Origin of the sequence: Nocardioides sp. CPCC 206347 (assembly GCF_048654605.1) — a bacterium.
GTDB lineage: Bacteria > Actinomycetota > Actinomycetes > Propionibacteriales > Nocardioidaceae > Nocardioides.
In genome coordinates, this window is the sequence record NZ_JBMCYZ010000001.1 from 253,219 (window position 1) to 280,000 (window position 26,782).

At 70.0% G+C, this 26,782-nt stretch carries 26 protein-coding genes; 1 reads left to right on the forward strand and 25 read right to left on the reverse strand.

The genetic code is table 11. The features are described from left to right. Positions 1 to 20: 20 nt before the first annotated feature. Positions 21 to 686, forward strand: coding sequence for an LON peptidase substrate-binding domain-containing protein (locus tag ACOACQ_RS01150; RefSeq protein ID WP_378599933.1), 666 nt, complete (start codon positions 21 to 23; stop codon positions 684 to 686). On the opposite strand, the gene ACOACQ_RS01155 is transcribed toward ACOACQ_RS01150, so the two are convergent. The 25 genes from ACOACQ_RS01155 to mraZ form a co-directional block, all read right to left on the reverse strand. Then, positions 634 to 1,227: a hypothetical protein gene (locus ACOACQ_RS01155; RefSeq protein ID WP_378599936.1), complete on the reverse strand. Its 594-nt coding sequence runs from the start codon at positions 1,225 to 1,227 to the stop codon at positions 634 to 636. The two genes, ACOACQ_RS01150 and ACOACQ_RS01155, sit on opposite strands and share 53 nt — an antisense overlap. Then, complete coding sequence (dnaE, locus tag ACOACQ_RS01160) at positions 1,215 to 4,787, reverse strand: DNA polymerase III subunit alpha (protein WP_378599938.1); 3,573 nt, start codon at positions 4,785 to 4,787, stop codon at positions 1,215 to 1,217. Before dnaE ends, ACOACQ_RS01155 begins: the two co-directional genes overlap by 13 nt. 117 nt (positions 4,788 to 4,904) lie before the next feature. Then, positions 4,905 to 5,348, reverse strand: coding sequence for a GNAT family N-acetyltransferase (locus ACOACQ_RS01165; RefSeq protein WP_378599941.1), 444 nt, complete (start codon positions 5,346 to 5,348; stop codon positions 4,905 to 4,907). Beyond that, positions 5,341 to 6,279: an RluA family pseudouridine synthase gene (locus tag ACOACQ_RS01170; RefSeq protein WP_378599943.1), complete on the reverse strand. Its 939-nt coding sequence runs from the start codon at positions 6,277 to 6,279 to the stop codon at positions 5,341 to 5,343. The genes ACOACQ_RS01165 and ACOACQ_RS01170 overlap by 8 nt, the downstream gene beginning before the upstream one ends. Beyond that, positions 6,276 to 6,839, reverse strand: coding sequence for a signal peptidase II (gene lspA, locus ACOACQ_RS01175; protein ID WP_378599946.1), 564 nt, complete (start codon positions 6,837 to 6,839; stop codon positions 6,276 to 6,278). Before lspA ends, ACOACQ_RS01170 begins: the two co-directional genes overlap by 4 nt. Beyond that, positions 6,812 to 7,699 (reverse strand): TraR/DksA family transcriptional regulator, encoded by an 888-nt coding sequence (locus ACOACQ_RS01180; protein ID WP_420287434.1) that lies wholly within the window; start codon positions 7,697 to 7,699, stop codon positions 6,812 to 6,814. Before ACOACQ_RS01180 ends, lspA begins: the two co-directional genes overlap by 28 nt. Before the next feature lie 154 nt (positions 7,700 to 7,853). After that, positions 7,854 to 8,639 (reverse strand): DivIVA domain-containing protein, encoded by a 786-nt coding sequence (locus ACOACQ_RS01185; RefSeq protein WP_378597529.1) that lies wholly within the window; start codon positions 8,637 to 8,639, stop codon positions 7,854 to 7,856. 131 nt (positions 8,640 to 8,770) lie between these two features. Continuing rightward, the gene (locus ACOACQ_RS01190; RefSeq protein WP_378597528.1) at positions 8,771 to 9,064 is read right to left on the reverse strand and encodes a YggT family protein; all 294 of its coding nucleotides are present in this window, start codon (positions 9,062 to 9,064) and stop codon (positions 8,771 to 8,773) included. A gap of 52 nt (positions 9,065 to 9,116) precedes the next feature. Next, complete coding sequence (locus ACOACQ_RS01195; protein WP_378597527.1) at positions 9,117 to 9,605, reverse strand: cell division protein SepF; 489 nt, start codon at positions 9,603 to 9,605, stop codon at positions 9,117 to 9,119. 60 nt (positions 9,606 to 9,665) lie between these two features. Further along, positions 9,666 to 10,364, reverse strand: coding sequence for a YggS family pyridoxal phosphate-dependent enzyme (locus tag ACOACQ_RS01200; protein WP_378597526.1), 699 nt, complete (start codon positions 10,362 to 10,364; stop codon positions 9,666 to 9,668). After that, positions 10,361 to 11,095 carry a peptidoglycan editing factor PgeF gene (pgeF, locus tag ACOACQ_RS01205; RefSeq protein WP_378597525.1) on the reverse strand — a complete coding sequence of 245 codons (735 nt, stop codon included), beginning with the start codon at positions 11,093 to 11,095 and terminating at the stop codon, positions 10,361 to 10,363. The genes ACOACQ_RS01200 and pgeF overlap by 4 nt, the downstream gene beginning before the upstream one ends. 2 nt (positions 11,096 to 11,097) lie before the next feature. Next, positions 11,098 to 12,267: a cell division protein FtsZ gene (gene ftsZ, locus ACOACQ_RS01210; protein ID WP_378597524.1), complete on the reverse strand. Its 1,170-nt coding sequence runs from the start codon at positions 12,265 to 12,267 to the stop codon at positions 11,098 to 11,100. A gap of 191 nt (positions 12,268 to 12,458) precedes the next feature. Continuing rightward, complete coding sequence (locus tag ACOACQ_RS01215; protein WP_378597523.1) at positions 12,459 to 13,214, reverse strand: cell division protein FtsQ/DivIB; 756 nt, start codon at positions 13,212 to 13,214, stop codon at positions 12,459 to 12,461. 3 nt (positions 13,215 to 13,217) lie between these two features. Beyond that, the gene (murC, locus tag ACOACQ_RS01220; RefSeq protein ID WP_378597522.1) at positions 13,218 to 14,615 is read right to left on the reverse strand and encodes a UDP-N-acetylmuramate--L-alanine ligase; all 1,398 of its coding nucleotides are present in this window, start codon (positions 14,613 to 14,615) and stop codon (positions 13,218 to 13,220) included. Then, entirely contained in the window at positions 14,612 to 15,718 is a 1,107-nt protein-coding gene (gene murG / locus ACOACQ_RS01225; RefSeq protein ID WP_378597521.1) for an undecaprenyldiphospho-muramoylpentapeptide beta-N-acetylglucosaminyltransferase, read from the reverse strand. Before murG ends, murC begins: the two co-directional genes overlap by 4 nt. A gap of 9 nt (positions 15,719 to 15,727) precedes the next feature. Continuing rightward, on the reverse strand, positions 15,728 to 16,942 hold the full coding sequence (ftsW, locus tag ACOACQ_RS01230; RefSeq protein ID WP_378597520.1) for a putative lipid II flippase FtsW: 1,215 nt from the start codon (positions 16,940 to 16,942) through the stop codon (positions 15,728 to 15,730). 71 nt (positions 16,943 to 17,013) lie between these two features. Then, positions 17,014 to 18,516, reverse strand: a complete 1,503-nt coding sequence (murD, locus tag ACOACQ_RS01235; protein WP_378597519.1) for a UDP-N-acetylmuramoyl-L-alanine--D-glutamate ligase — start codon at positions 18,514 to 18,516, stop codon at positions 17,014 to 17,016. Then, on the reverse strand, positions 18,498 to 19,568 hold the full coding sequence (mraY, locus tag ACOACQ_RS01240) for a phospho-N-acetylmuramoyl-pentapeptide-transferase (protein ID WP_378597518.1): 1,071 nt from the start codon (positions 19,566 to 19,568) through the stop codon (positions 18,498 to 18,500). The genes murD and mraY overlap by 19 nt, the downstream gene beginning before the upstream one ends. Then, positions 19,565 to 20,947 (reverse strand): UDP-N-acetylmuramoyl-tripeptide--D-alanyl-D-alanine ligase, encoded by a 1,383-nt coding sequence (locus tag ACOACQ_RS01245; protein WP_378597517.1) that lies wholly within the window; start codon positions 20,945 to 20,947, stop codon positions 19,565 to 19,567. The genes mraY and ACOACQ_RS01245 overlap by 4 nt, the downstream gene beginning before the upstream one ends. Further along, the gene (locus tag ACOACQ_RS01250; RefSeq protein WP_378597536.1) at positions 20,944 to 22,431 is read right to left on the reverse strand and encodes a UDP-N-acetylmuramoyl-L-alanyl-D-glutamate--2,6-diaminopimelate ligase; all 1,488 of its coding nucleotides are present in this window, start codon (positions 22,429 to 22,431) and stop codon (positions 20,944 to 20,946) included. The genes ACOACQ_RS01245 and ACOACQ_RS01250 overlap by 4 nt, the downstream gene beginning before the upstream one ends. Before the next feature lie 32 nt (positions 22,432 to 22,463). Next, positions 22,464 to 24,278 carry a peptidoglycan D,D-transpeptidase FtsI family protein gene (locus ACOACQ_RS01255; protein ID WP_378597516.1) on the reverse strand — a complete coding sequence of 605 codons (1,815 nt, stop codon included), beginning with the start codon at positions 24,276 to 24,278 and terminating at the stop codon, positions 22,464 to 22,466. 64 nt (positions 24,279 to 24,342) lie between these two features. Beyond that, positions 24,343 to 24,879: a hypothetical protein gene (locus ACOACQ_RS01260; protein WP_378597515.1), complete on the reverse strand. Its 537-nt coding sequence runs from the start codon at positions 24,877 to 24,879 to the stop codon at positions 24,343 to 24,345. Continuing rightward, positions 24,876 to 25,868 (reverse strand): 16S rRNA (cytosine(1402)-N(4))-methyltransferase RsmH, encoded by a 993-nt coding sequence (rsmH, locus tag ACOACQ_RS01265; protein ID WP_378597514.1) that lies wholly within the window; start codon positions 25,866 to 25,868, stop codon positions 24,876 to 24,878. Before rsmH ends, ACOACQ_RS01260 begins: the two co-directional genes overlap by 4 nt. Positions 25,869 to 25,874: 6 nt before the next feature. Further along, a complete protein-coding gene (locus ACOACQ_RS01270; protein ID WP_378597513.1) occupies positions 25,875 to 26,039 on the reverse strand; it encodes a hypothetical protein in 165 nt (54 codons plus the stop codon). A 274-nt stretch (positions 26,040 to 26,313) separates the two neighbouring features. Then, the gene (gene mraZ, locus ACOACQ_RS01275; protein ID WP_378597512.1) at positions 26,314 to 26,736 is read right to left on the reverse strand and encodes a division/cell wall cluster transcriptional repressor MraZ; all 423 of its coding nucleotides are present in this window, start codon (positions 26,734 to 26,736) and stop codon (positions 26,314 to 26,316) included. Between the last annotated feature and the right edge of the window lie 46 nt (positions 26,737 to 26,782).

The window sequence follows — 26,782 nt, forward strand, 5'->3', positions numbered from 1 at the left end:
CCGGCACTAGTGTCGTAGGCGTGGCCGACGAGCTTCCGATGTTCCCGCTCAACGCGGTGCTGTATCCGGGAGTCAGCATGCCGCTGCACATCTTCGAGGACCGGTACCGCGCACTCGTGCACCACCTGCTGCGAATCGAGGACCCCGCCGAGCGCGTCTTCGGCACCGTCGCGATCCGCGAGGGTTACGAGGTCGGCGACCACGGAGCCCAGTCGCTGTTCCGGGTCGGCGTGCGGGTGCAGCTCACCGAGGTCGAGGCGCACGCGGACGGAACCTTCGACATCGTCGCGGTCGGCCGGGACCGGATCCAGCTCAACCGCCTGCGCACCACCGACGCGTTCCCCCTCGGCGAGGTGAGTGCGCTCCCCGAGGTGGCCTCGGAGGTCCCGGGCGACCTCGTCATGCAGGCCCGCGCCGTCTTCGCTGCCTACCGTCACGTGCTCCAGGACATCGCGACCGACCCGCTCGAGGGCAGCCTGCCACGGGACCCGGTCTTCCTCTCGTGGACCCTCGCGGCGTGCACGCCGCTCCCCCTGGCCGAGCGCCAGCAGCTGCTCGAGGCGACCGACGCGGCCGAGCGACTGGTCCTGGTCACGGACCTGCTGCGCTCGGAGCTGCGGGTGATGAACGTGATCAGGTCGCTGCCGGCGACGGAGGTCGCGCGGACTCGGTGGTCTCCGAACTGACCGCAGCCCTCGCCTGGGAGGGCGACAGGATGCTGACCATCACCACGAAGTAGCCGAGCAGCGCACCGACCGGCCAGATCAGGTACGGCGACCAACCCGCGACGTGGAGATGTCCGGGCAGCGCGTCGCCGACCTCGTGGCTCGCGACCAGGGTCGCCGGGTCGGGCGGGCTGAAGCTGGTGCCGACCAGGACCATCAGCGCAGCGCCGACCGATGCGCCGACGACGACGGCCACGAGTCCGGCGACAGCGGTCCGGCGGCACAGCACAGCGGTGACGACCCCGAGCAGCAGGGCAAGTCCGACACCCACGACGACGTACGTCGCCGTACCGCTGAAGTCACGGGCGACGCCCGGGTCGAACGGGTCGGGGTACCACTTGGCGCCGACCCGGGTGTCGTAGATCTTGCCGTCGGGCGCCGGGCCCCACCACGTCCACCACAGCCAGCCACCGAGCGGGCCGAGGGCAGCGCCGAGGGCGACCGGGATCGCCAGGACCGGCGAGACCCATTGCTTGAAGGACGTGCCCGTCAACTCAGGCACCCCGGTCCGAGGAGCTGCTTGAGGTCCGCAAAGAGGGACGGGCTGGGAGTCACCCTGAGATTGTCCCCCAGGCGCATGAGCTTGGTGGAGTCGCGGCTCAACAACTGCAGCCGCACCTCGGTCAGGCCGGGGTACGTCGCCAGGACGTCGCGCAGGGACTGGACCACCGGACCGGTGCAACGCGTCGACGGAAGGCTGATCACGACCGGCCCGTCACTGCCGCGCTCGAGGTCGGGAAGGGTGACCTCCTGGCCCCGCAGCTGGGCGGTGTCGCGCTCCTTGTCGAGCTGTCCGCGGACCCGGATGATCGCGTCGTCGGTGAGGTACGGCGCCGCCAGCCGGTAGGAGCTCGGGAACAGCAGCACGTCGATCGCACCCTCGAGGTCCTCGAGGGTCACCGTCGCCCACGGATCGCCGTTCTTGGTGATCTTGCGCTGCACCGAGGTGACCAGGCCCGCCACCGTCACGGTGGTGTTGTGCGGCCGGTCCTCGTCGGTGAGCAGCTGGCCGATGGTGCAGTCGGTGCCGTTGGAGAGCACGTGCTCGAGACCGAGCAGCGGGTGGTCGGAGACGTAGAGCCCGAGCATGTCGCGCTCGTGGCCGAGCAGGGTCATCTTGTCCCACTCGTCGAGGTCGGGGATCGCGACGGAGACGCCGAACCCGCCGTCCTCGTCGTCGTCACCCAGGCCGGCGAAGAGCGAGTCCTGCCCGATCGCCTCGTTGCGCTTGATGTCGACGTACTGGTCGACGGCCGTCTCGTGGATCGCCACCAGGGCACGGCGCTTGTGCTTCATGTCGTCGAAGGAGCCGGCGCGGATCAGCGAGTCGATGACCCGCTTGTTGCAGACCTGCGCCGGGACCTTGGACAGGAAGTCGTTGAAGTCGACGAAGCGCCCCTTCTCCTCGCGGGCCGCCACGATGCCGTCGACGACGTGCTCGCCGACGTTGCGGATCGCGCCCATGCCGAACCGGATGTCGGTGCCGACGGAGGTGAAGTTGGAGACCGACTCGTTGACGTCGGGCGGGAGCACCTGGATCTTCATCCGGCGGCACTCGTTGAGGTAGATGGCCGACTTGTCCTTGTCGACGCGGGTGCTGGTGAGCAGGGCCGCCATGTACTCGGCCGGGTAGTTGGCCTTGAGGTACGCCGTCCAGTACGAGATGACGCCGTACGCCGCCGAGTGGGCCTTGTTGAAGGCGTAGTCGGAGAACGGGAGCAGGATCTCCCACAGCGTCGAGATCGCCTTCTGGGAGTAGCCGTTGCCGAGCATGCCCGCCTGGAACCCGGCGTACTGCTTGTCGAGCTCTTCCTTCTTCTTCTTGCCCATCGCGCGACGGAGGTTGTCGGCCTGTCCGAGGCTGAAGCCGGCCAGGACCTGGGCGATCTCCATCACCTGCTCCTGGTAGACGATGAGGCCGTACGTCTCCCCCAGCACCGACTCCAGCGGCGCCTCGAGCTCCGGGTGGATCGGGTCGATCGGCTCGCGGCCGTTCTTGCGGCGGGCGTACTTGTTGTGGGAGTCCGCACCCATCGGGCCGGGGCGGTAGAGCGCGCCCACGGCCGAGATGTCGGCGAACTTGTCGGGCCGCATGGATCGCAGCAGCGCCCGCATCGGGCCACCGTCGAGCTGGAAGACGCCGAGGGTGTCACCGCGAGAGAGCAGGTCGTAGGTGTTCTGGTCGTCGAACGGAAGGTCCTCCAGGACGACGTCCTCGCCCCGGTTGCGCTTGATGTTGATCAGCGCGTCATCGAGGACGGTCAGGTTGCGCAGGCCGAGGAAGTCCATCTTGACCAGCCCGAGTGACTCGCACATCGGGTAGTCGAACTGCGTGATGATCGCGCCGTCCTGCTCGCGCTTCATGATCGGCACGATGTCGATGAGCGGCTGGCTCGACATGATCACGCCGGCCGCGTGCACGCCGGTCTGACGGATCTGGCCCTCGAGCCCCAGGCCCGTCTGGTAGATCGTGCGGACCTCGGCTTCGGACTCGTAGAGCGTGCGGAACTCGCCGCCGTCGGAGTAGCGCTTGTGGTCGGCGTTGAAGATCTCCTTCAGCGGCACGCCCTTGCCCATGATGTCGGGGGGCAGCGCCTTGGTGATCTTGTCGGAGATGGCGAAGCCGTGGTCCAGGACCCGCGCCGCGTCCTTCACGGCCTGCTTGGCCTTGATCCGGCCGAAGGTCGCGATGTAGGCGACCCGGTCGCTGCCGTACTTCTGCGAGACGTACTGGATGACCTCGACGCGCCGACGCTCGTCGAAGTCGATGTCGAAGTCGGGCATCGAGGGACGCTCGGGGTTGAGGAAGCGCTCGAAGATGAGGCCGTGCTCGAGGGGACACAGGTCGGTGATCCGCAAGGCGTACGCCGCGATCGACCCGGCACCGGAGCCACGACCCGGACCCACCCGGATGCCGTTGTCCTTGGACCACTGGATGAAGTCGGCGACCACCAGGTAGTAGCCGCAGTAGCCCTTCGATGCGACGACGCCGAGCTCCATCTCGACCCGGTCGCGCACCGCCTGGGTCAGCTTGTCGCCCGGGTAACGCGCCTCGATGCCGCGCCAGACCTCCTTGGCGAACCAGGACTCCTCGGTCTCGCCGGCCGGGATGTCGGCGGCGGCCATGTAGCCGCCGGTGGACTCGGTGAACTCCACGTTGCACCGCTCGGCGACCAGCAGCGTGTTGTCGCAGGCCTCCGGCATGGCGAAGCGATCGGCCCACAGCTCGCGCATCTCCGCGGCTGACTTGATGTAGTAGCCGCCGCCGTCGAACTTCAGCCGGTTGGGGTCGGCCAGCCGCTTGCCGGAGGACACGCAGATGAGGGCGTCGTGCGCCTCGGCATCCGCAGGGTTGTTGTAGTGCGAGTCGTTGGTGGCGATCGGCGGGATGCCGAGCTGCTTGCCCAGCCGGAGCAGGTCGTCACGCACCCGCTTCTCGATGTCGATGCCGTGGTCCATCAGCTCGAGGAAGAAGCTGTCCTTGCCGAAGATGTCCTGGAACTCCGAGGCGGAGCGGACGGCTTCGTCGTACTGCCCCAGCCGGAGGCGGGTCTGGATCTCCCCCGAGGGGCAGCCGGTGGTGGCGATCAGGCCCTTGCCGTACTCGTTGAGGAGCTCGCGGTCGGCGCGGGGCTTGTAGTAGAAGCCCTCCAGGCTGGAGCGCGAGGACAACCGGAACAGGTTGTGCATGCCCTCGGTGTTCTCGGCCCACATGGTCATGTGGGTGTAGGCGCCGCCACCGGCGACGTCGTTGCCGCCCTCTTCGCCGCCCTCGCCACCGTTGCCCTTGCCCCAGCGGACCCGGCGCCGCTCGGTGCGGTGGGTCTGCGGCGTGAGGTAGGCCTCGATGCCGATGATCGGCTTGACGCCGTACTTCTTCGCCTTGTTGTAGAAGTCGTAGGCACCGTGCAGGTTGCCGTGATCGGTCATCGCGATCGAGGTCATGCCGAGCTCGTTGACGCGCGTGAAGAGGCCGTCCAGGAGCGAGGCTCCATCGAGCATGGAGTACTCGGTGTGGACGTGCAGGTGGACGAAGTCCGATCCCCCGGAACCGACTGCCATCGGGTGTACTGACTCCTTGCGGTGTCGCTGGTGGACGGGTGGTCGGGGAAGAGGTTCAGACTACGCGACCCGACATCGTGATCATGACAGGCACCGCCGACACGATCGGCGCCACGGTCAGCCCGGCCATTCCATCCTGATGTCGGGCGCGCGCTCCTCGTTGGCGGAGCCGTCCGTGTGCTCGCGTTCGAGCAGTCCCTGCGCAGCGTAGAAGGCCCGGGCGGGCAGGTTGGAGGTGAACACCCACAACCCGAAGCCGTCCGGGTGCCGGGCCTTCACCAGGTCCAGCAGGGCCAGTCCGATGCCCTCCCGGGCGTGGTCCGGGTCGACGTACAGGTCATCGAGCCAGGTGCGCGTGAACCGGGCGTAGCCGACCACCCGGTCGCCGATCTCGGCCACCCAGATCTCGTCCACCCCGAACCGGGACGCCAGCCAGGTCCGCACGTCTGCGTCGGGATGGACCGAGGCCGGCATGGGTGCGGCCGCCCGCGCGGCGAGGTGCACGTCCGCGATCGCTGGAGCGTCGTCCGGCACCGCCGGACGCAACAGCAGGTCAGTCACTCTCGCGAATGACCTCGAGCGCGTGCGCGAGGTCGTCGGGGTACGTCGACTTGAAGGTGACGTACTCGCCACCGTCGGGGTGCTCGAAGCCGAGCTGTACGGCGTGCAACCACTGCCGGGTCAGCTTGAGTCGCTTGGCCAGCGTCGGGTCGGCACCGTAGGTGATGTCGCCGACGCAGGGGTGCTTGAGGGCGGCCATGTGCACGCGGATCTGGTGGGTGCGGCCGGTCTCGAGGTGCACCTCGAGCAAGCTGGCGAAACGGTGCGCCTCGAGGGTCTCGTAGTGGGTGACGCTGGCGCGCCCGCCCTCCAGGACCGCGAACTTGTAGTCAGCGCCCGGGTGCCGACCGATCGGGGCGTCCACGGTGCCCGCGAGCGGGTCCGCGTGCCCCTGCACGAGGGCATGGTAGGTCTTGTCGACCGTCCGGTGCCGGAACGCGTTCTTGAGGATCGAGTAGGCGTGCTCGGACTTCGCGATCACCATCACGCCGGACGTGCCGACGTCGAGGCGCTGGACGATGCCCTCGCGCTCCTTGGCGCCGGAGGTCGAGATCCGGAAGCCGGCGCCAGCGAGGTGACCGACGACCGTCGGGCCGCGCCAGCCGGGCGAGGGGTGGACCGCGACACCTACGGGCTTGTCGATCACGACGATGGCGTCATCGTCGTGAATGATCTTGATGCCCTCGACGATCTCGGGCACGACCTCCAACAGGTTCGCCTCGGCCGGGATCGACACGTCCAGGACCGAGCCGGCAAGGACTCGTTCGCTCTTGCCGCTGACTCCGGCCCCGTCGAGCCGGACGTGGTTCAGGGAGATCAGCTCGGCGGCGCGGGTCCGGGAGACGCCGAACAGCTGGGACATGGCCACGTCGATCCGTTCGCCCTCGAGCGAGTCGGGGACGGGAAGGCTGCGGTGGTCGAGATTGGTCATGCGTTCTCCTGGCGGGTGCCGTCGATGGCGATGCCACGGAGCACCTGGATCAGGATCAGGCCGACCCCGACGTTGATGCAGATGTCGGCCACGTTGAAGACCGGCCAGTTCGGCAGCATCAGGAAGTCCACGACATGGCCGCGGAACGCCCCGGGCTCCCGGAAGAGACGGTCGATGAGGTTTCCGTCGATACCGGCGAGCAACAGGCCCAGGCCGACCGCCCAGACCCGGTTCGCGACCTTGCGGCTGAGCCAGAGCACCACCGCGGTCGCCGTACAGGCCAACAGTGCGAGGGCCACGGTGAAGCGGGTACCCAGGCTGAAGGCGGCGCCCGGGTTGTAGGTCAGGTGCAGCTGCAGGAGATCGCCGACGACCTGCTTGTCGGGCTCGCCGGTCAGGTGCCGGACGGCGAGGACCTTGGTGACCTGGTCGATGGCGACCAGGACCACGGCCACCGAGAGGAACAGGAGCCAGGTGCGAGGTGCGGCGAGACGGGACGGCCGAACCGGCTGGGATCCGTCGTCGCGGTCGTCTACCGGCGTTCCTCGCGCTGCTTGCATGTCATGCACAGTGTGGCACGCGGAAACGCCATGAGCCGCATCTTCCCGATGGGGTTGCCGCACGACTCACACACCCCGTAGGTGCCGTCCTCGATGCGTGCGAGCGCCCGGTCGATCTGGGCCAGCTTCTCCCGCTCGTGGTTCAGGACCGTCAGTTCGTGGTCGCGTTCGAAGCTGGTCGCGCCCAGGTCCGCCTGGTCCTGCCCGGCGCCGTCCCCGGAGTCGCGGAGCAGGCCGGTGAGGTCGGCTTCCTGGGCCTCGAGGATCTCCGAGCTGTGGACGCGCTGCTCGTGCAGTGCGGCCATCACCTCGGCGAGCTCGGCCTTGGACCAGGCGTCCTCGTGGTCGAGGACGACCAGGGCGGCGGGCGTGGACTTCCTCGCTGCGGTCTTCTTCGCCGGGGTGGCCTTCTTGGCGGGGGCGGGGGTTGCCTTCTTCACGGGTGCGGGTGTCGCCTTCTTGGCCGGCGCGGGCGCGGCCTTCTTCACGGGTGCGGATGCTGTCTTCTTGGCGGGTGCTGCCTTCTTGGCCGGAGCCGGTGCCGCCTTCTTGGCGGGTGCCGCCTTCTTGGCAGGGGCCGGTGCCGCCTTCTTGGCCGGTGCGGCCTTCTTGGCAGGGGCCGGTGCCGCCTTCTTGGCGGGAGCGGCCTTCTTGGCAGGGGCCGGTGCCGCCTTCTTCGCGGGAGCGGTCTTCTTGGCCGGAGCCGCCTTCTTGGCGGGTACGGCGGTCTTCGCCGCAGCCTTCTTCGCAGGTGGGGTGGTGGGTGCCGCGGCCGCTGCAGCGGCCTTCCGCGGGCGGATCATCTTCCGCGCTGCAGATGCGGCCTGACCGGCCAGAGACTTCTTCGTGCTGCGGGCCATCACGGACTCCTTGGAACGGGCACCACGCGACCGGAAGGCTACGGGCGTGATGCGGAGGGTAACGACTTCCGCCAACCTCACCAAGCAGGCGCACCGCACAACAACGAACCGGCCGGTCCGCGTGATGCGGACCGACCGGTTGATGTTGTCGGGCTCAGGCCTCTTCTTCGCCGAGGATGGAGCGCAGACGCTTGGGCGCCGGAGCCTCCTCGACGGGGGCGAGGGTGTCGCCCGGGGTCTGCAGCGCCTCGAGCTGCTGCGTGAAGTAGCTCTTGAGCCGCGAGCGGTACTCGCGCTCGAACGAACGCAGCGTCTCGACCTCGGCGGAGAGCTTGTCGCGCTCCTTCTCCAGGTCACCGAAGAGCTGCGTACGACGCTCGGCGGTCTCGCCGTCGAGCATCTCGGCGCGGGTCCGGGCGTCGGACTCGAGGCGGTCGGACTTGACCTTGGCCTCGGACTCCAGGCGCTCGGACTTGGTGCGCGCCTCGCCGACGATCTTGTCGGCCTCGTTCTTGGCGTCCTCGACGAGCTCGTCGGCGTTGCGCGTCGCGATCTCGAGGAGGCGGGCCGCGGCGTTGGACGCCTCGGGAACCGTCTCGACGCGGATCGTCTGGATCTTCTGGTCACCGGACGGCACGACGCTCGGCGCAGCCACCGGCTGAATCGGCGCGGGGGCAACGACCTCGACGGGCGCGGGTGCGGGCGGCTCGGGAGCAACCTCGGCAACGGGCGCAAGCTGCGTCGGAGCATCGAACGCAGAAGACGATCCGGACTGTGCGGCAGCGAGCTTGGTGCGGAGGTCGTCGTTCTCCTGGGTCAGGCGAGCCAGCTCGGCCTCAACCTCATCCAGGAACTGGTCGACCTCGCCCATGTCGTAGCCCTCGCGCAGCCGGACCGGCGTAAAGCGCTTGTTGCTCACGTCCTCAGGCGTCAGCGGCATGACCTCACCTATCTTCGAAGTTCTAAGGACAAACTGTCTCGTCAAACTAATCTGGGGGAACCTTAGCGCCTGCTGGCGAGAAGGCCGCATCACCCGTCACACCAAGCGCACGAAGGGCGTGTCGTCCCACGTCACGTCAGCAGTGTCGACCGGTTCACCGACAGCAACACGTAGGCCAGGATCATGACCAGGATGAAGCTGATGTCGAGGGCGAAATTGCCGATCCGGATCGGCTTGATCACCTTGCGCAACGCGTTGATCGGCGGATCCGTCACCGAGTAGGCGGTCTCCAGGAAGACCAGCACGGGTCCGCGCGGCTCCCAGGTGCGGGCGAAGACCTGGACCCAGTCGGTCATGAAACGGACCCACAGGAACGCGATGAAGGCGAACAGCAGGCCTTCGATGATCCACCCAGCGATTGTCACGACACCAATCTATCGGGGCCGGCCCAACGGCTGGCCCCCCGGTCGAATCGGCTCAACTCTGGTTGAAGAACCCGTTGTCGGCGATCCGCGCCTTGTCCTCGGCCGCGACCGTGACGTTCGGCGGGGACAGCAGGAACACCTTGTTGGTGACCCGCTCGATCGTGCCGCGGGTCGCGAAGATCAGGCCGGCGGCGAAGTCGACGAGGCGCTTGGCGTCCTGGTCGTTCATCTCGGTGAGGTTCATGATCACCGGGATGCCTTCGCGGTACTGCTCGCCCACCGAGCGCGCCTCGTTGTAGGTGGTCGGGTGCAGGGTCGTGATCCGGGACAGCTCGGCGACGACGGGCTGCGGAGCCACCGCGACGGGACGGCGACGCTCTTCGAGGTCGGCGACCGTGTTCGACGGCACGGCGCGGACGGGACGTGCAGTGCGCGCCTCACGCGCGGGTGCCTGCTCGTTCACCTCGTCGTCGTACTCGTCATAGCCGGTGTCTTCCAGCAGGCCGAGGTACTCGCCGATCCTGCGCATCGCACCGCTCATGACTGTTGCCTCCGTGATTCGTGCCCCGAGGTGTTGGGACATCTGGTGGTGTTCTGGACATTACTGGACTCCAGGCCTCGATCCGAGGACCGCGGTGCCGACGCGCACGTGTGTCGCGCCGGCGGAAATTGCGGCCTCGAGATCGCCGCTCATGCCGGCGGAGAGGACGGATGCTTCGGGGTGGTGGTCGAGGAACTCCGTGCGGATCCGGGCCAGCCTCGCGAAGGCCTCCGCAGGGTCCTCGTCGCGGGGCGCGACGGCCATCAGGCCACGCAGCTCGAGCTCCGGATGCTGGTCGACGGCGGCCGCCAGGTCGGCGAGCCCGGACGGGTCGGCGCCGGCGCGATGTTCGCTCCCGGGCGGGTCCAGGCTCACCTGCAGCAGTACGTCGACCGACCGGTCCCGCTCGCCGGCGCCGCGTGCGATCCGGGCGATCAGCCCGGGCCGGTCGACGGACTCGACCACGTCGGCGTAGCGCGCGACAGCGGCGGCCTTGTTGGACTGCAGGGCGCCGACGTAGTGCCAGCGCACGGCGAGGTCGGCGCACTCGGCTGCCTTTGCCTCAGCCTCCTGGTGCCGGTTCTCCCCCACATCGGTGACGCCGAGCCCGGCGAGCAGTCGCACATCGGTCGCCGGGAAGAACTTGGTGACCACGACCAGGCGTGCGTCGCCCGCGGGGCGACCGGCGGCCGCACAGGCCGCGTCGATACGGGCGTGGACCGTGGCGAGGTTGGCCGCGAGCTCGTCGCGCCGGGTCATCGGTGACCACCGAGCCGGATGATGCCGGCCTGCCGTCCGGCGCGTGCACCGTCGCGTCGGTAGGAGTGGAGGTCGGGCGACTCACGGGTGCAGCGGCCGACGTCGACGACCTCGACGCCGACGGCGGTGAGCTGGGCACGCACGCCCGCACCGATGTCGAGTGCAGGTGTCCCCCACGACGTCGTCGACCGGCTCGCCGGGACGGTTGCCGCCACCTCGTCGCTCAGGTCGGCCGGGACCTCGTAGCAGGATCCGCAGATGTGCGGGCCCACCCAGGCCGTGATCCGGTCGCCGCCGAGCTCCCGCATCCGGGCCACTGTCGCCGGGACCACGCCGAGCGCCATGCCGAGCCGACCTGCGTGGGCAGCGCCGATGACCTGGGCGTCGGGGTCCGCGAGGAGCACCGGGACGCAGTCAGCGGCGCGCACCATCAGGGTGATGCCCGGGGTGACGGAGACGATGGCGTCCGCCTCCGGCGCTGCGTCGTACGACGAAGGGCGGGTCGCGTCCGCGACGACCACCGCGTTGCCGTGGACCTGGCGCAGGTCAGCGAGGTCGTCGCCGGGCGCGAAGTCGTCGAGCAGCAGGCGGAGGTTCTCCGCCCGGGCGGATTCCGCATCGCCACCGTCCCGGGCGAGGTTCAACTCGCCGAAGGGCGCAGCACTGACCCCGCCGACCCGGTCCGTGAAGGCCAGGTCGACGGGGCCCGTGGTGATGCGGAATGAATACATCCCTACTTCAGGAAGTCGGGGACGTCCAGGTCGTCACCATCGTCGAACTGGATCGGCGCCGGGGTGGTCCGGGCGCCGACGGGCTGCGGCTCGGGAGCCGACTCCCGCGCGGGGGCGGGGGTCTCCTCGCGACGGCTGGCGACGGCGCCGGCGGCGGCGCGGGTCTCGGCCTGCGTCTGCTGCGGGCGAGCCTCACGCCGAGCGGCGGAGTCCTGGCGCTTCGGGAGCCCCCCGTCGAAGCCGGCGGCGATGACCGTCACGCGGACCTCGTCACCGAGGGCGTCGTCGATGATCGTTCCGAAGATGATGTTGGCGTCGGCGTGCACCGCGTCGGCCACCATCGCGGCGGCCTCGTTGATCTCGAAGATGCCGAGGTCCGAGCCACCGGCGATCGAGAGCAGGACACCATGGGCACCGTCGATCGACGCCTCCAGGAGCGGGCTGCTGATCGCCATCTCGGCGGCGGCCAGCGCGCGGTCCTCACCGCGGGCCGAGCCGATGCCCATCAGCGCGGAACCGGCGTTGCTCATGACGGCCTTGACGTCGGCGAAGTCGACGTTGATCAGACCGGGGGTCGTGATCAGGTCGGTGATGCCGGAGACGCCCTGGAGCAGGACCTGGTCGGCCTGCTTGAACGCGTCGAGCATCGAGACGTTGCGGTCGGAGATCTGCAGCAGCCGGTCGTTGGGGATCACGATGAGGGTGTCGACCTCTTCGCGGAGCCGCTCGATGCCGTCGTCGGCGGACTTCTTGCGACGCGCACCCTCGAAGCTGAACGGGCGGGTGACGACACCGATGGTCAGCGCGCCGAGCGAGCGGGCGATGCGGGCGACGACCGGAGCACCACCGGTGCCGGTGCCGCCGCCTTCGCCGGCGGTCACGAAGACCATGTCGGCGCCCTTGATGACCTCTTCGATCTCTTCCGCGTGGTCCTCGGCTGCCTTGCCACCCACGTCGGGGTTGGCGCCGGCGCCCAGGCCGCGGGTGAGCTCGCGACCGATGTCGAGCTTGACGTCGGCGTCGCTCATCAGCAACGCCTGCGCGTCGGTGTTGATGGCGATGAACTCGACGCCCTTGAGGCCGACCTCGATCATCCGGTTGACGGCGTTCACGCCGCCGCCACCGATGCCGACGACCTTGATGATGGCCAGGTAGTTCTGTGCAGCTGCCACGGCGGCTTCACCTCTCCAGGTGTGTGATCGGAATCGACGGTGTGCTGGGGGAACGACGCTGTGCTCCGGAAACTGTCACCCTCAGGTAGAGGGTTATAGTTATGTCAACCTCGTCGTGTCCATGACAGTAGGTACGACGGCGACCCGCACGGCGCAGACACGCCGCGACCGCCGAGGATCGGGAAAAAAGATCAGCGCGTGGTCGGCGAACCCGGCACCGAGACGTCGTACGTCTGGGCCTTGACGTTGAGCAGCTCCAGCAGGACCGCGGCCTTGTCCCCGGACTGGTCCGCACTCCCCCAGCGCACCAGGCGGCCGTCCCGCAGGTGGAGCAGGATCTCGTCGACGGTGCGTACCTCGGCGTACTCGACGAGGGCGGAGACCTCGGGGTCGAGCGAGGCGACGACCTCGGCGCCCTCCTGCAGGGCGTCCTTGTTCGCGCCGGCTCCGACCTTCACCCGGGGCAGTCCCTTGCGGGCCCGGTCCGGTGCGGGGAACGCCGTGCCGTCGGCGTCGAGCGCCGCCTCGCGCTTGCCGAGGTCGAGGACGGCGATCGGCGTTCGCTCCACGATCTCGATGCGGACCTGGTGCGGCCACTTGCGGGAGACGTCGACGCTCTTGACCGCGGCGAGGGACCTCATCCGCTTCTCGATCGCTTCGAGGTCGACCTGGACGAGCGGGCCCCCGGTGCGCACCTCGGCCGTTTCCAGCACCTGCTTCTCGGTCAGCAGGTCGTTGCCGACCACCTGGACGCCGTCGGCACGCAGCCACGACGAGAAGTAGAGGGCGTAGACGCCGAGGCCGGCCAGGAGCACGAGTGCCACCCCAGCGGCGATGTAGCGCCAGGTCAGCCAGCGACGGGAGCGCTGACGGCGGGCGAAGGCCTTGCGGGCACGTGCCTGGGCGTCGCCCCGGCGCAGGCGCGGCGCTGGTCCCCTGCGGGCCATCCCTCAGCCCCGCCCGGCGAGGACGGCGAGGAGCTCGGGAGCAAGTGCGGTGACGTCCCCGGCGCCGAGGGTGAGCACCAGGTCACCCGGGCGGGCGATGTCGCCCAAGGTCGCCACGACCTCGGCGCGCACGGGCACGAACCGGACCTGCCCGGCGGGCAACGGGACGGCGTCGGCGACCAGGGCGCCGGTGACCGCAGGATCGGGGTCCTCGCGCGCGACGTAGACGTCGAGGACGACGACCTCGTCGGCAGCACCGAGGGCCTGGCCCATCTCGACACCGAAGATCCGGGTCCGGGACACGAGGTGCGGCTGGAAGCAGACGACCAGGCGCTCGGTCCCACCCACCAGCGACCGGGCTGCCTCGATGTCGCCGCGGATCTCGCTCGGGTGGTGGGCGTACGAGTCGTAGACCCGCACGCCGGCGGCCTCGCCGATGAGCTCCATCCGGCGCTTGGCACCGCGGTGGCGGGCCAGGCCGCGGATGAGGGCGGCCGGATCGGCACCGAGGTCGAGGCCGGCAGCCAGCGCCAGCAGTGCGTCCTGGGCGTAGTGCGTGCCGGGTACCGACAGGGTGACGGCACCGAGGTCGTTGCCCGCGGCCCGGACGTCGAAGGTCGCACCGCCGCCGACGACAGCGAGGTCACTGCCCTGGATGTCGGCGCCGTCGACGAAACCAGCCGTGGCCACGCCCTCGGCCGCGGCGAGCGCTGCCGAACCGGGGTCGTCGGCGTTCACGACGGCCGAGGACGACGCTCCCGCAACGAACGTCGCGAACGCTGCGGCGTACGCCTCGGGGGTACCCCAGTGGTCGAGGTGGTCGGCGTCGACATTGGTCACGACGGCGATCTCGGGCGTGTAGACGAGGAACGCCCCGTCGGACTCGTCCGCCTCGACGACGGCGACGTCGCCCGTGCCGAGCCGTGCGTTCGTGCCGAGGGTCTCGACCTCCGCGCCGATGACGAAGGTCGGGTCGAGGCCGGCCTCCTGGAGCGCGACGGTGAGCATCGCGGTCGTCGTGGTCTTGCCGTGGGTGCCGGCGATCGCGACCACGCGCTTGCCGATGAGCACCGACTGCAGCCCGGCCGAACGGGGCCACAGCCGCAGCCCCTGCGCCTGGGCGGCGACGATCTCCGGGTTGTCCTCGCGGGCCGCGGTGGTGGCCACGACGGTGTCGACGCCGTCGACGTGCGCGGCGTCGTGGCCGACGTGGACGGTGATGCCTTCGGCCCTCAGGGCCCGTACGACGACCGAGTCGTTGGCGTCGCTCCCGGTGACCGCGACGCCCTGCTGTTGCATGAGCCGGGCGATGCCGGACAGTCCGGCGCCGCCGATGCCGACGAAGTGGACCCGGCCGAGCTGCTCGGCGGGCAGGATCTCGGCGGGGACGGGGATCTTCACCGGGCAGCCCCGGCGGCGCTGGCAGCCACGTCGCGGATGATCCGCGCGAGCTTGTCGTCGGCGTCGCGCGGCACCAGGTCGGCCGCAGCCGCACCCATCCGGGCCAGCCGCGCCGCGTCGGTGACCAGCGCCGGCACCGTGTCCGCGACGTAGTCGGCCGTGAAGTCGGCGTCCTCGACCAGGAGCGCTCCCCCGGCGTCGACGACCGGGCGGGCGTTGAGGGCCTGCTCGCCGTTGCCGATCGGCAACGGCACGAAGATCGCGGGCACTCCGCTCGCGGACGCCTCGACGACGCTGGAGGCGCCGGAGCGACACACCATCAGGTCGGCCGCGGCCAGCGCGAGATCCATCCGCTCCACGAACGGGAGGACGACGTAGGGCACCCCGGTGGCCACGGGCTCGTTCCACGAGGAGTCGCTCGCGCCGTTCGGGCCGATCACGTGCAGCACCTGGACACCGGCGGAGCCCAGCGCCGCGGCCGCGCCGCTGATGGCCTGGTTGACCCGCCGTGCGCCCTGGGACCCACCGGTGACGACCAGGGTCGGACGATCGGCCTCGAGGCCGAAGAACGCGCGCGCCTCGGCCCGGAGAGCCGTGCGGTCGAGGGTCGAGATCATGCGCCGGATCGGCAGGCCGACGTACTCGCCCTTCTTGAGGGGGGTGCCGGGGAAGCTGACGGCGACGCGGGTGGCCAGGCGTGAGCCGACCTTGTTCGCGATGCCGGGCAGGGCGTTCTGCTCATGCACGACCAGCGGGATCCTGCGTCGACGCGCGGCGACGTAGGCGGGCATCGAGACGTAGCCGCCGTAGCCGACGACCACGTCGGGCTGCACCTCGTCGATGATCTCGAGGGCCGCCTTCACCGCCGCGCGGAGTCGCTTCGGCACGAGGAACAGGTCCTTGCCGGGCTTGCGGGGCAAGGGCACGGGCGGCACGAGTCGCAGCGTGTAGCCGGCCGCGGGGACCACCTTGTTCTCCAGTCCGCGGGGCGTGCCGAGGCACGTGATCTCGACGTCAGGATCGAGGCGGCGCAAGGCATCCGCCGTCGCGAGCAGGGGCGAGGTGTGACCCGCCGTTCCACCACCGGCCAACAGAACGCGCACGCGAGAAACCTACCCGCGCGCCGAGAGTCCGGCCGACCTGGCCCGACGACGCTGGGCGAGCGCGCGCGCCGCGGCGGGCTCCCGCCGGGCGAATCCGATGACCAGGCCCAGCGCGCTCAACGTGGGCAGCAGGCTCGAGCCGCCGTACGACACCAGCGGCAGCGGGATGCCGATGACGGGAAGCAGGGCGAGGACCATGCCGACGTTGATGATCATCTGGCCCAGCAGCCACACCACGATGCCGAAGGTGCAGTACCGGACGAACGGGTCCTTGGTCTCGCGCGCGACCCGCAGGCCGGCGTAGGCGATGACGAGGAACAGCGAGATCACCAGCAGCGTGCCGACCAGGCCCAGCTCTTCCCCGAGGACGGCGAAGATGAAGTCGGTGTAGGCCTCCGGCAGCTGGCCCCACTTCTGCTGGCTGGCGCCGATGCCCTCGCCGAAGATGCCGCCACTGGCCATGGCGTACAGGCCGTGGGCGGGCTGCCAGCCGTTGCCGTGGAAGTCCTTGAACGGGTCCGTGAAGTTCGCCAGCCGCTGGAGGCGCTCGCCGTCGGTGGCCGCCAGGCCCAGTGCGAGCACGCTGACACCGGCCAGGGCCAGGGCGAAGAGCTTGTTGGGGGCGCCGACCACCCACAGCATGCCGATCAGCAACGCGAAGAAGACCAGTGCCGTACCGAGGTCGCGACCGACGACCACGAGGGTCGTGGCCAGCACCATGCCGGGGACGACGGGCACCAGCATCTGGTGCAGGCTCTTGAGCCGGCGTTCCTTGTTGGCGTAGATGTGCGCCGCCCAGATCACCAGCGAAAGCTTGGCCAGCTCGGACGGCTGGATCTGGATCGGGCCCACCGCCAGCCAGTTGGTGTTGCCGTTGGCCTCGACGCCGAGCTTGGCCGTCAGCGCGAGCAGCAGCAGCGAGATCGAGAAGGCCGGATAGGCCAGGCCGCGGACCCAGCTGGTCGACACCCGGGACGCGATGAAGGCGCAGGGAACACCGATGCCGACCCACATCAGCTGCCGCTTCACGACGGCGTACGAGTCGCCGGTCTCGCTGTAGGCCCGGACGCTGGAGGCGCTCAGCACCATGATCAGGCCGATGGTCAGCAGCAGGGCGGTGGCGCCCAGCAGCAGGTAGTACGTCGTCAGGGGGCGGTCGAGGGCATCCTTGAGCGCGCGGGTCCAGGTCGGCCGCCGCGCCGCGAGTCGGGGACGACGTCGCACCAGGCCCTGGAACGAGAGACGGGTGCTCTCGGGGTTCGCGGTGGTGATGACGACCCCCTCAGTCCCTCGTGTCAGTCCCTGGTGATGAACTCCCTGACCGCCTCGGCAAACGCATCACCGCGGGCGGCGTAGTCGGTGAACTGGTCCATCGACGCGCATCCCGGCGCCAGCAGCACGGTGTCGCCCGACTGGGCCATCCCGGCAGCCAACGCAACGACACGCCTCATCAGGTCGTCACTTGACTCACCAACTACCCCACCAGTTTCAGGGCTGTTGGCGTCGATCACGGGCACATCGGGTGCGTGTCGCGAAAGCGCGTCGGCGATCACCTGCCGGTCCTGGCCGATCAGGACCACGCCCCGCAGCCGCGATCCGACGGAGCGGACCAGGTCGTCGAAGCTCGCGCCCTTGGCCAGGCCGCCCGCCACCCACACCACCGGCGCGAAGGCCGCGAGCGAGGACGCCGCCGCGTGCGGGTTGGTGGCCTTGGAGTCGTTGATCCAGGTCAGGTCGTCGTGCTCGGCGACCACCGCGATCCGGTGGCCGTCAGGACGGAACGCCGTCAACCCGTCGCGTACGGCGGTCCGGCTGACGCCGTGGGCCAGCGCGAGTGCCGCTGCGGCGAGTGCGTTCGCGATGTAGTGCGGCGCGCTCGAGGCGAGGTCGTCGATGGTGCACAGCTCGGCGGCGCTGGTCGAACGCTCTGCGATGAACGCGCGGTCGACGAGGAACTCGTCGACGACACCGACCATCCCGACGCTCGGCAGGCCGAGGGTGAAGCCGATGGCCCGCGCGCCCTCCTCGACGTCGGCATCGCGCACGAGCTGCTCGGTGACGGGGTCGCTGGCGTTGTAGACGCACGCCCGCTGCACGCCGGTGTAGATCCGCCCCTTGTCACGGGCATAGCCGTCCATGCCGCCCGTGCCGTCGTACCAGTCGAGGTGGTCCTCGGCGACGTTGAGCACCACGGCGCTCTCGGCGGCCATCGTGTCGGTGGTGTGGAGCTGGAAGCTCGACAGCTCGACAGCGATGACGTCGTAGGGCTCGGGGTCCATGACGGCCTCGGTCAACGGCAGTCCGACATTGCCGGCGGCGACGCTGCGCAGCCCGGCGGCGCGCAGGATGCTGTCGAGCATCTGCACCGTCGTGGTCTTGCCGTTGGTGCCGGTGACGCAGATCCACGGCGCCGGGGAATCAGGGTCACGGAGCCGCCACGCGAGCTCGACCTCGCCCCACACCGGGACATTGCGTTCGCGGGCGGCCACCACGATCGGCGCGTCCGGGCGGAAGCCCGGGGAGACGACCAGGAGGTCGACCTCGCCCTCGGGCAGGCTCGCGGTCGCACCCTCGTGGATGTCGATGCGGGCGCCGAGGACCTCGAGCAGCTCGGCGCGTTCGAGGATCGCGGGCCGGGCCACCTCGGCCACGGCGTGCACGTCGGCACCGAGGTGGAGCAGGTTGTCGACCGCCGCCGCACCACTCGTGCCGAAGCCGGCGACGACGACGCGGACTCCGTCCCACGAGTCCTTGCGGCCCAGGGTGGACACGTCGCGGGTCACAGCCGCGAGACCCACTCGGCGTAGAAGATGCCGAGGCCGGTGGCGACACAGAGTCCGGTGATGATCCAGAAGCGGATCACCACGGTCACCTGCTCCCAGCCGAGCATCTCGAAGTGGTGGTGGATGGGTGCCATCCGGAAGATGCGCTTGCCCTTGGTGAGCTTGAAGAAGCCGACCTGCATCATCACCGACGCCGTCTCGAGGACGAACAGTCCACCGAGGACCACCAGCAGGAGCTCGGTGCGCGTCAGGATCGCGAAGCCGGCGAGCGCGCTGCCCAGGGCCAGGGAGCCGGTGTCACCCATGAAGATCTTGGCGGGCGAGGCGTTCCACCACAGGAAGCCGAAGCAGGCGCCCGTGATGGCGGCCGCGATGATCGCCAGGTCGAGCGGATCTCGCACGTTGTAGCAGGAGGCGCTCGGCTCGTCCTGGCAGAACTGGTTGTTCTGCCAGATGTTCACCAGCGTGTAGGCACCGAAGACCATGACGCACGCGCCGGCGGCGAGGCCGTCGAGCCCGTCGGTGAGGTTGACCGCATTGCTGAAACCGGCGACGAGCAGCCAGATGAACAGCAGCGCCAGCACCGTCGGGAGGACGAACCAGTCCAGCTCGCGAAGGAACGAGACCTTGTCGCTCGCCGGGCTCCGGCCGTTCTCGTCCTCGAGCCACGTCGACAGCGCGAGCCAGCCGAAGACCAGCGCGATCACGGTCTGCCCGGCCATCTTGGCCTTGCTGCGCAGGCCGAGGCTGCGCTGCTTGGAGATCTTGATGAAGTCGTCGAGGAAGCCGACCAGGCCCATCCCGACGAAGAGGAACAGCAACAGCAGGGCCGACGCGCTCGGCGTGGTCAGCGTGATCAGCTTCGCCGCGAAGTAGCCGATGACCGCGGCCAGGATGATGACGACGCCGCCCATGGTGGGGGTGCCGCGCTTGGTGTGGTGGCTGGTCGGGCCGTCGTCGCGGATCTCCTGGCCATAGCCCCACTGCGTGAACCAGTGGATGGCCACGCGCGTGCCGAGCAGCGAGATCAACAACGAGATGCCGCCTCCGAGAAGGATCGCTCTCACTGCATGGGCCCCTTCAGGATGCTCTCTGCCACCAGCTCCAAGGCGGCGCCGCGCGACGCCTTGACGAGGACGACGTCCTCCGGTCCGGCATTCTGCCGCACCCAGTCCACCGCGTCGTCCCGGCCCGCCGTGACGATCACCTCACCGACCGTGTTACCGGACTCCGGCTGGGCGCCCTCGGCCATGCCGCGGGCTGCTGCGGTCACGACGACGAGTACGTCGACGCCGAGGTCCGCTGCTGCGCGTCCCACCGCCCGGTGGCCGGCATCGTGCTCGTCACCGAGCTCCTTCATCTCCCCCAGGATCGCGACCGTACGACGGCGCGGACCCCCGTCGCCCCGGCCGATGGCGACCAGGGCCTCCAGCGCGGCCCGCATCGACTCGGGGTTGGCGTTGTAGGAGTCGTTGATCACGACGAGCCCGTCGGCACGCTCGGTGACCTCCATCCGCCACCGCGATGCCGCGGCAGCGGTGCCGAGGGCGGCGGCCACGTCGGCGGGAGCGAACCCCGCGCCGATCGCCATCGCGGCGGCAGCTGCGGCGTTGAGCACCTGGTGCGCGCCGGACTGCAGGAGCGAGACGGCATGCCACTGGTCGTCGTACCCGAGCTCGAAGGCGGGGCGTCCCAGCGCATCGAGGGTGAGGTTGCGCCAGGTCACGGCACCGGTCGTGCCGAACGAGACGATCCGGGCGGAGGTGCGGGTCGCCATGGCCGCCACGAGCGGGTCGTCCGCGTTCAGGACGGCGACCCCGTGGTCGGGCAGGGCGGCGATGATCTCGCCCTTGGCTCGCGCGATGACGTCCTGTCCGCCGAACTCCCCGACGTGGGCGCTGCCGACGTTGAGGGCAGCCGCGATCCGTGGGGGCGCGATGTCGCAGAGGTAGGTGATGTGGCCGACTCCGCGGGCCCCCATCTCGACGACGACGTGGCGGGTGGTCGCGTCCGCGCGGAGCACGGTGAGCGGGACGCCGAGCTCGTTGTTGTTGTTCGCGGTGGTGGCGACCACGGCCTGGTCGGAGGTGAGCGTCCGCAGGACCGCCGCGAGGTAGTCCTTCGTGCCGGTCTTGCCCTGGGAGCCGGTGAGCGCGATGACCGTCGTGTCCAGCCGGTCGACGACATGGCGTGCCAGGAGCCCCAGTGCGACGACCGGGTCCTCCACGACGACCGTGGGTGCGGCGGTGGGGCGGCTGCCGAGCACCGCGTGCGCGCCGTCGGCGTAGGCATGGCCGTCGGCCCGCTCCCCCACGATCGCGACGAAGAGCCCGTCGGGCACCGGCGAGCGGCTGTCGACGTACGCGGGACCGGCGACGACGACGTCGTCACCGTGCAGCGTGCCGCCGACGACGCGAGCGATCTCGGAGAGGTGCAGGGGGATCATGCGGGGCCGTCCAGTGCGGCGAGGACGTCGCGCACCACCTGACGGTCGTCGAACGGATGCACCACGCCGGCAACCTCCTGGCCGGTCTCGTGTCCCTTGCCTGCCACCAGGACGACATCACCGTCGCCGGCTCCGGCCAGGGCCTCGGCGATCGCGGCACGCCGGTCCGCGATCTCCACGATCTCGGCGTCGGATCCGGCGTCGCGAGCACCGGCCAGGACCTCGGCGCGGATGGCGGCGGGATCCTCGGAGCGAGGGTTGTCGTCGGTCACGATCACGAGGTCGGCGAGCTCGGCGGCGATCGCTCCCATCACGGGCCGCTTGCCGCGGTCGCGGTCTCCACCTGCTCCGATCACCACGACGAGGCGGCCGCGGGTGACCGGGCGCAACGTGCGGAGCACGGCGTCGACCGCGTCGGGCTTGTGGGCGTAGTCGACGACGACGGTGAGGTCACGATCGGTGTCGATCCGCTCCAGGCGGCCAGGAACCCCACCGGAACGGGCAATTCCGTCCGCGACGGCCTGCGGATCGAGTCCGGCCTCGGCCGCGGAGGCGATGGCTGCGAGCGCGTTGGCGACGTTGAACTCCCCCGGCAGCGGTACGACGCCGGCGACCGTGAGGCGGTCCGGTCCGTGCACCGTGAACCGGGATCCGTCGGCACCGAGCGCGACGTCGCTGACCGTCCAGTCGGCCGCGGCGGCCGCCGGGCTGACGCCGTAGGTGCGGACCGGGATCGGCGCCTCGCGAGCCAGCCGCTGCCCGTGCTCGTCATCGATGCAGACCAGTCCGCGACGGGCGTGCCCGGGAGTGAACAGCAGCGCCTTCGCGGAGAAGTAGTCCTCCACGTCGGCATGGAAGTCCAGGTGGTCGCGCCCCAGGTTGGTGAAGACCGCGACGTCGAAGCGGACGCCGTCGACGCGACCCATCACCAGCGCGTGGCTGGACACCTCCATGGCACAGGCCGTCACGTCGAGCTCGAGCATCCGGGCGAAGAGGCCGTGCAGGTCGGGCGCCTCGGGGGTGGTGAGGGCGGTCTTGACCTCCTCACCGGCGATCCGGGTGCCGACGGTGCCGACCACGGCACTGCGGATCCCGCTGGCCAGCAGGCCGCCGTCGAGGAGCCGGGTCACCGTGGTCTTGCCCTGGGTGCCGGTCACACCGATGGTCGTCAGGGCCGCGGCGGGTTCGCCGTAGACGAGCGCGGCCACCGACCCCAGGACGGCCCGCGGATCGTCCACCACGAGCAGCGGCAGGTCCCAGCCCGACGCGTCGGCGACACCGGACGGGTCGGTCAGGACGGCAGCAGCGCCGCCGGCCCGGGCCTGCTCGGTGAACGAGGCACCGTGGGCGCGGCTGCCCGGCAGTGCGGCGTACAGGTCGCCCGGCTGGACCCGGCGTGAGTCGAGCGTCATCCCGAGGAGGTTCACCCCGGGGAAGACGGGCGCCAGCCCCAGCGCCCGGGCGATGGCGTCGAGGGACGTCAGCGGCGGGTGGATCGGGCGGGTGGTCGGGCCGCTCACCACTCGACCGGCGTCTGGTTGGGCTTGGCGCCGGTCGGCGGAACGCCGTACCGACGCAGGGTGTAGCTCATCAGCTTCGAGAACGCCGGACCCGCCACGCTGCCACCACCGCTGCCCTGACGCGGGCTGTGGACGACGACGTAGATCGTGAACCGCGGGTCATCGGCGGGTGCGAAACCGGCGAACGAGACCGAGGTGCTGCCGTCGTACCGGCCTTCCTCGCCGACCCGCTGCGCCGTACCGGTCTTGCCTGCGACCCGGTAGCCGGGGACCGCCGCGCGCGGGGCGACACCGGCGTCCGGGTCGACCACGCGCTCCATCATCAGCATGGTCTCGCGGGCGGCATCGGCGCTGACGACCCGGCGACTACCGGCAGCCTCGCTGCCGACCTTGGCTCCCTCATCCGTCGTCGCCTCGCCCTGGACCAGGCTGGGGTCGATCCGGACGCCGCCGTTCGCGATCGTGTTGATCGCCGTGATCATCTGGACCGCGTTGACCGACAGCGACTGGCCGAAGGCGATGCGGTCGCCGACCTGCGAGGTCCAGGCGTCGCCCTTGGGGAGCAGGCCCTTGGTCTCGCCGCCGAGGCCGACACCGGTCTGCTGGCCGAGGCCGAACCGTTCGAGGTAGGACCGCAACTGGCCCTTCTTGAACTGGTCGGCGGCCAGCACGGTGCCGATGTTGGACGACTTCGCGATGATGCCGGCCAGGGTCAGCCTGATCGTCCCGTGGTCCCAGTAGTCGCCGATCGGCCGGTCCTGGCGGTTCAGCTGGCCCGGGACCCGGAACTTCTGCTCCTTGAACGCCAGCCCGGCGTCGACCAGCGAGCTGATCGTCAGCACCTTCTCGACCGAGCCCGGCTCGTAGACGTCAGTGAGGGCGGAGGACTTGTAGAGGTCCTCGGCGTACTCGTAGGGATCCGAGGCGTCGTAGGTCGGGTAGTCGGCCAGGGCGAGCAACTGGCCGGTCCGGCTGTCCATGATGATCGCGATGCCGGACTTCGCAGCCGCGCGGACGACGGTCTGCTGGAGGACGCGCTGGGCGTAGAACTGCAGGTCCCGGTCGATCGTGGTGCGCAGGTCCTTGCCGTCGACGGCCGGCGTCACGGTGTTGTCGCCGAGCGGGATCTGGTTGCCGGCGCCGACCTGGTAGCGCGCCTCGCCGTCCTTGCCCGAGAGGTAGCGGTCGAACGAGTCCTCGAGACCGGCGAGCGCCTGGGCGGACCCGTCGTTCTTGGGCGTGCCCAGGAAGCCGAGCACGTTGGCGGCGACCTCGTCGTTGGGGTAGATCCGCAGCGGGTCACGTTCGGTCATCAGTCCGGCGAACGGGCGGCCCTTGGCGTCCTTGAACTTCGCGGCGACGTCCGACACGACCTTCTCGGCCTTGCTGGCCGGGACCTGCCGGGCGACGTACTGGAAACGACTGCCCTTGGTGCGGAGTCGCTCGAGGGTCTCGAAGTAGTCGACCCCGAGGCGGTCGGACAGCAGGGTCGCGAGCTCGGGGGCGACCGCGGCGGTGACCGCCGGGTCGGCCACGATCATCCGGCCGTCGACGGTCTCGGCCAGGGCCTCGCCGTTGCGGTCCAGGATCTCACCGCGCGTGGCCGGCAGCGCGACGATCTGGGACCCCTCGGCGGCCGCCATCTGGGCGTAGTCCTGGGGGTCGATCCCCTGCAGCTGCACCAGTCGGGCAGCGAACACGGACAGCACGATCGCGATCAGCAGGAAGCCGATCTGCATCCGCCGCTGGGGCGATCCGCGACGCACCGCACCGGAGGTGCGGTTCTGGCGGAGGGGATTCGTTCGGCTCAACGCTCTCGTCCTGGTCGCTGACGTGTTCTAGGGGCCCGGGGAGTGTCCAACCTAGGCGGACGGATCAACGATTCCGGGCGGGCGCGCCGTCGCTGCCGGCGTTGACCTTGCCGACCTTCACCTTCACCGTCTTGGCCTTGAGGGACTCCGGCTTGCGTGGGCCCGGCGTCGCCAGCGGAATGCTGTCCTCGGCGGACGCAGGCGTCGGGTTCCCGGAGATCTTGCCGCTCCCGAGGTGCAGCACGCCTGCGGGCGTCGACGGGATCACCATGCCGAGCTTCTGGGCGGCCTGCGCGACCCGCTGGGGCCCGCGCAGCTCCTGGATGTCCATCTCGAGCGCCTCCTGCTGGGCACTCAGGTCGGTCGCCTGCTTCTCCAGCGCCGTCGCACGGAACGAAGCCTGCTGCATCGAGGTGTTGAACAACAGCAGCCCGATGACTCCGGCGAGCAGGATGATGCTCACGAACGTCACGAACGGCACCCGGGGCGCCGCCGTACGACGGCGCGGCACCACCGTGAGCCGCGCACGCTCCAGCGCGGCCTGGGCCAGCCGGGGCGCGGCATGCGGCAAGCGACTGCGGAGGGCGGATGCGGTGCTCATGATGCGGCTCCCTTGCCGGATGAGGTGGTGCCCTGACGTGTGCTCTTGCGGGTGCGCTCGATGGCGCGAAGTCGGACGGAGGCGGCGCGAGGGTTCTCCTCGATCTCCGCTTCGTTGGCCTGTTCCGCGCCCCGCGTGACCAGGCGGTACGACGGCTCGGATCCCTCGGGCAGGAACGGCAGGTCGTCGGGGACGGTCGAGCGGGTGGCGTCGGCGAACGTCCGCTTCACCAGCCGGTCCTCGAGCGAGTGGTACGACTCGACCACCACGCGACCACCGAGCCCGATCGCCTCGACGGCCGCGGGCATCGCCCGCTCGAGCACCCGGAGCTCGTCGTTGACCTCCATCCGCAGCGCCTGGAAGGTGCGCTTGGCGGGGTGCCCTCCCGTGCGGCGAGCCGGCGCGGGGATCGAGGCATAGAGGAGTTCCACGAGCCGCGCGGAGTTGGTGAACGGCTCGATCTCACGCTCCCGCACCACGGCGGAGGCGATCCGCTTGGCCATCTTCTCCTCGCCGTACCTCTGCAGGATGCGGGTCAGGTCGGCTGCGCTGTAGGTGTTGAGGACGTCGGCCGCCGTCGGACCGGTCGTGCCGTCCATGCGCATGTCGAGCGGTGCGTCGACGGAGTACGCGAAGCCCCGTTCGGGCAGGTCGAGCTGCATCGAGGAGACACCGAGGTCGAAGAGCACGCCGTCGACCTCACGAAGGCCGAGGTCGGCGATCACGTCGGGGATCTCGTCGTAGACCGCGTGCACGCCGGTGAACCGGTCGCCGTACGACGCCAGCCGCTCGCGGCTCATCGCCAGCGCCTGCGGGTCGCGGTCGATGCCGACCACCCGGGCCTGCGGACAGCGCTCCAGGACGGCTTCGCTGTGACCACCGAGCCCGAGGGTCGCGTCGATGAGCACCGCGCCGGGGTGGTCGAGCGCGGGCGCCAGCAGGGCGACGACCCGGTCGAGGAGGACGGGGACGTGGCGTGGAGCGTTCATCTCGCGTCAGCGCCCTGCGAGGTGGGTGGCGAGAAGGAGCAGGGAGCAGGCGAGGGAGACCGCCAGGGAGAAGGCCATCAGGACCAGCGCCTCACGCGCCTGCTCCCGGACGCGCGGCGGCACCGAACGCTCACCGGACACTTCCGGTGCGTGCGTGCGCATCACGCTCATGGTTTCGACCCTTTGAGTACTTGGTGCTGGAAATACGCGGATCCGCAGAGCCAGGTCCCTGCCCGCTCCCGTGCCGGCGTGTGTTCGGGTGCCGTCTGGTGCCGGGGAAGTGCCCCAGAAGGCCGGGTTTCCGGTGTCGCCGTGACCGCCTGGTACCGGGGAAGGTGTCCCAGGTGGGGGTCGACATCGGGGTGCCGGGAGCGGGAGCGGGCTGAGACCTCGTCCTGCGGATCCGCGATTGAGTTGTGAACGGCGCTGCTGGCGCCGGTGCTGCTTAGTCGTCGTCCTCGTCGAGGTCGGCGAACTCCTCCAGGGCTTCGAGCTGGAACTCGCGCCAGGTGGCGGGGTTCCAGATCTCGAGGCGGTCGCGCACACCGATCACGACGACGTCGCGCTCGAGCGCGGCGTACTCGCGAAGGAGTGCCGGGATCCCGATCCGTCCCTGCTTGTCCGGGGTGCTCTCGTCGCCGCCGGCGAAGAGGACCCGGGCGTAGCGGCGGGCGGCGCGGTTGGTCATCGGCCGGGCGGAGGCCCGCTCGGCTTCAGCGGCGAAGACATCGGTCGGCCAGACGACCAGGCACTTGTCCTGTCCCTGTGTGACCACGATGCCCTCCGCCAGTCGATCCCTGAACTTCGCCGGGAGGAACAGGCGGCCCTTGTCATCGAGCTTCGGGGTGTAGGTGCCCATGAAGAGCATCCGGCACCCCCAGCCAGTCAACGTGTGGTCTGTCCTCCACTTTCCC

Coding starts and splice junctions, on each gene's coding strand:
- ACOACQ_RS01200 (WP_378597526.1), bottom strand. CDS start 10,364: ATGACCCGGCGCGACGAGCTCGCGGCCAACCTCGCCACGGTCCACGCC.
- ACOACQ_RS01270 (WP_378597513.1), bottom strand. CDS start 26,039: ATGAGCGTGATGCGCACGCACGCACCGGAAGTGTCCGGTGAGCGTTCG.
- ACOACQ_RS01185 (WP_378597529.1), bottom strand. CDS start 8,639: ATGCCGCTGACGCCTGAGGACGTGAGCAACAAGCGCTTTACGCCGGTC.
- mraZ (WP_378597512.1), bottom strand. CDS start 26,736: ATGCTCTTCATGGGCACCTACACCCCGAAGCTCGATGACAAGGGCCGC.
- ACOACQ_RS01260 (WP_378597515.1), bottom strand. CDS start 24,879: ATGAGCACCGCATCCGCCCTCCGCAGTCGCTTGCCGCATGCCGCGCCC.
- ACOACQ_RS01245 (WP_378597517.1), bottom strand. CDS start 20,947: ATGATCCCCCTGCACCTCTCCGAGATCGCTCGCGTCGTCGGCGGCACG.
- dnaE (WP_378599938.1), bottom strand. CDS start 4,787: ATGGCAGTCGGTTCCGGGGGATCGGACTTCGTCCACCTGCACGTCCAC.
- lspA (WP_378599946.1), bottom strand. CDS start 6,839: ATGCAAGCAGCGCGAGGAACGCCGGTAGACGACCGCGACGACGGATCC.
- ACOACQ_RS01215 (WP_378597523.1), bottom strand. CDS start 13,214: ATGGCCCGCAGGGGACCAGCGCCGCGCCTGCGCCGGGGCGACGCCCAG.
- ACOACQ_RS01170 (WP_378599943.1), bottom strand. CDS start 6,279: ATGACCAATCTCGACCACCGCAGCCTTCCCGTCCCCGACTCGCTCGAG.
- ACOACQ_RS01195 (WP_378597527.1), bottom strand. CDS start 9,605: ATGAGCGGTGCGATGCGCAGGATCGGCGAGTACCTCGGCCTGCTGGAA.
- pgeF (WP_378597525.1), bottom strand. CDS start 11,095: ATGTATTCATTCCGCATCACCACGGGCCCCGTCGACCTGGCCTTCACG.
- ACOACQ_RS01180 (WP_420287434.1), bottom strand. CDS start 7,699: ATGGCCCGCAGCACGAAGAAGTCTCTGGCCGGTCAGGCCGCATCTGCA.
- rsmH (WP_378597514.1), bottom strand. CDS start 25,868: ATGAACGCTCCACGCCACGTCCCCGTCCTCCTCGACCGGGTCGTCGCC.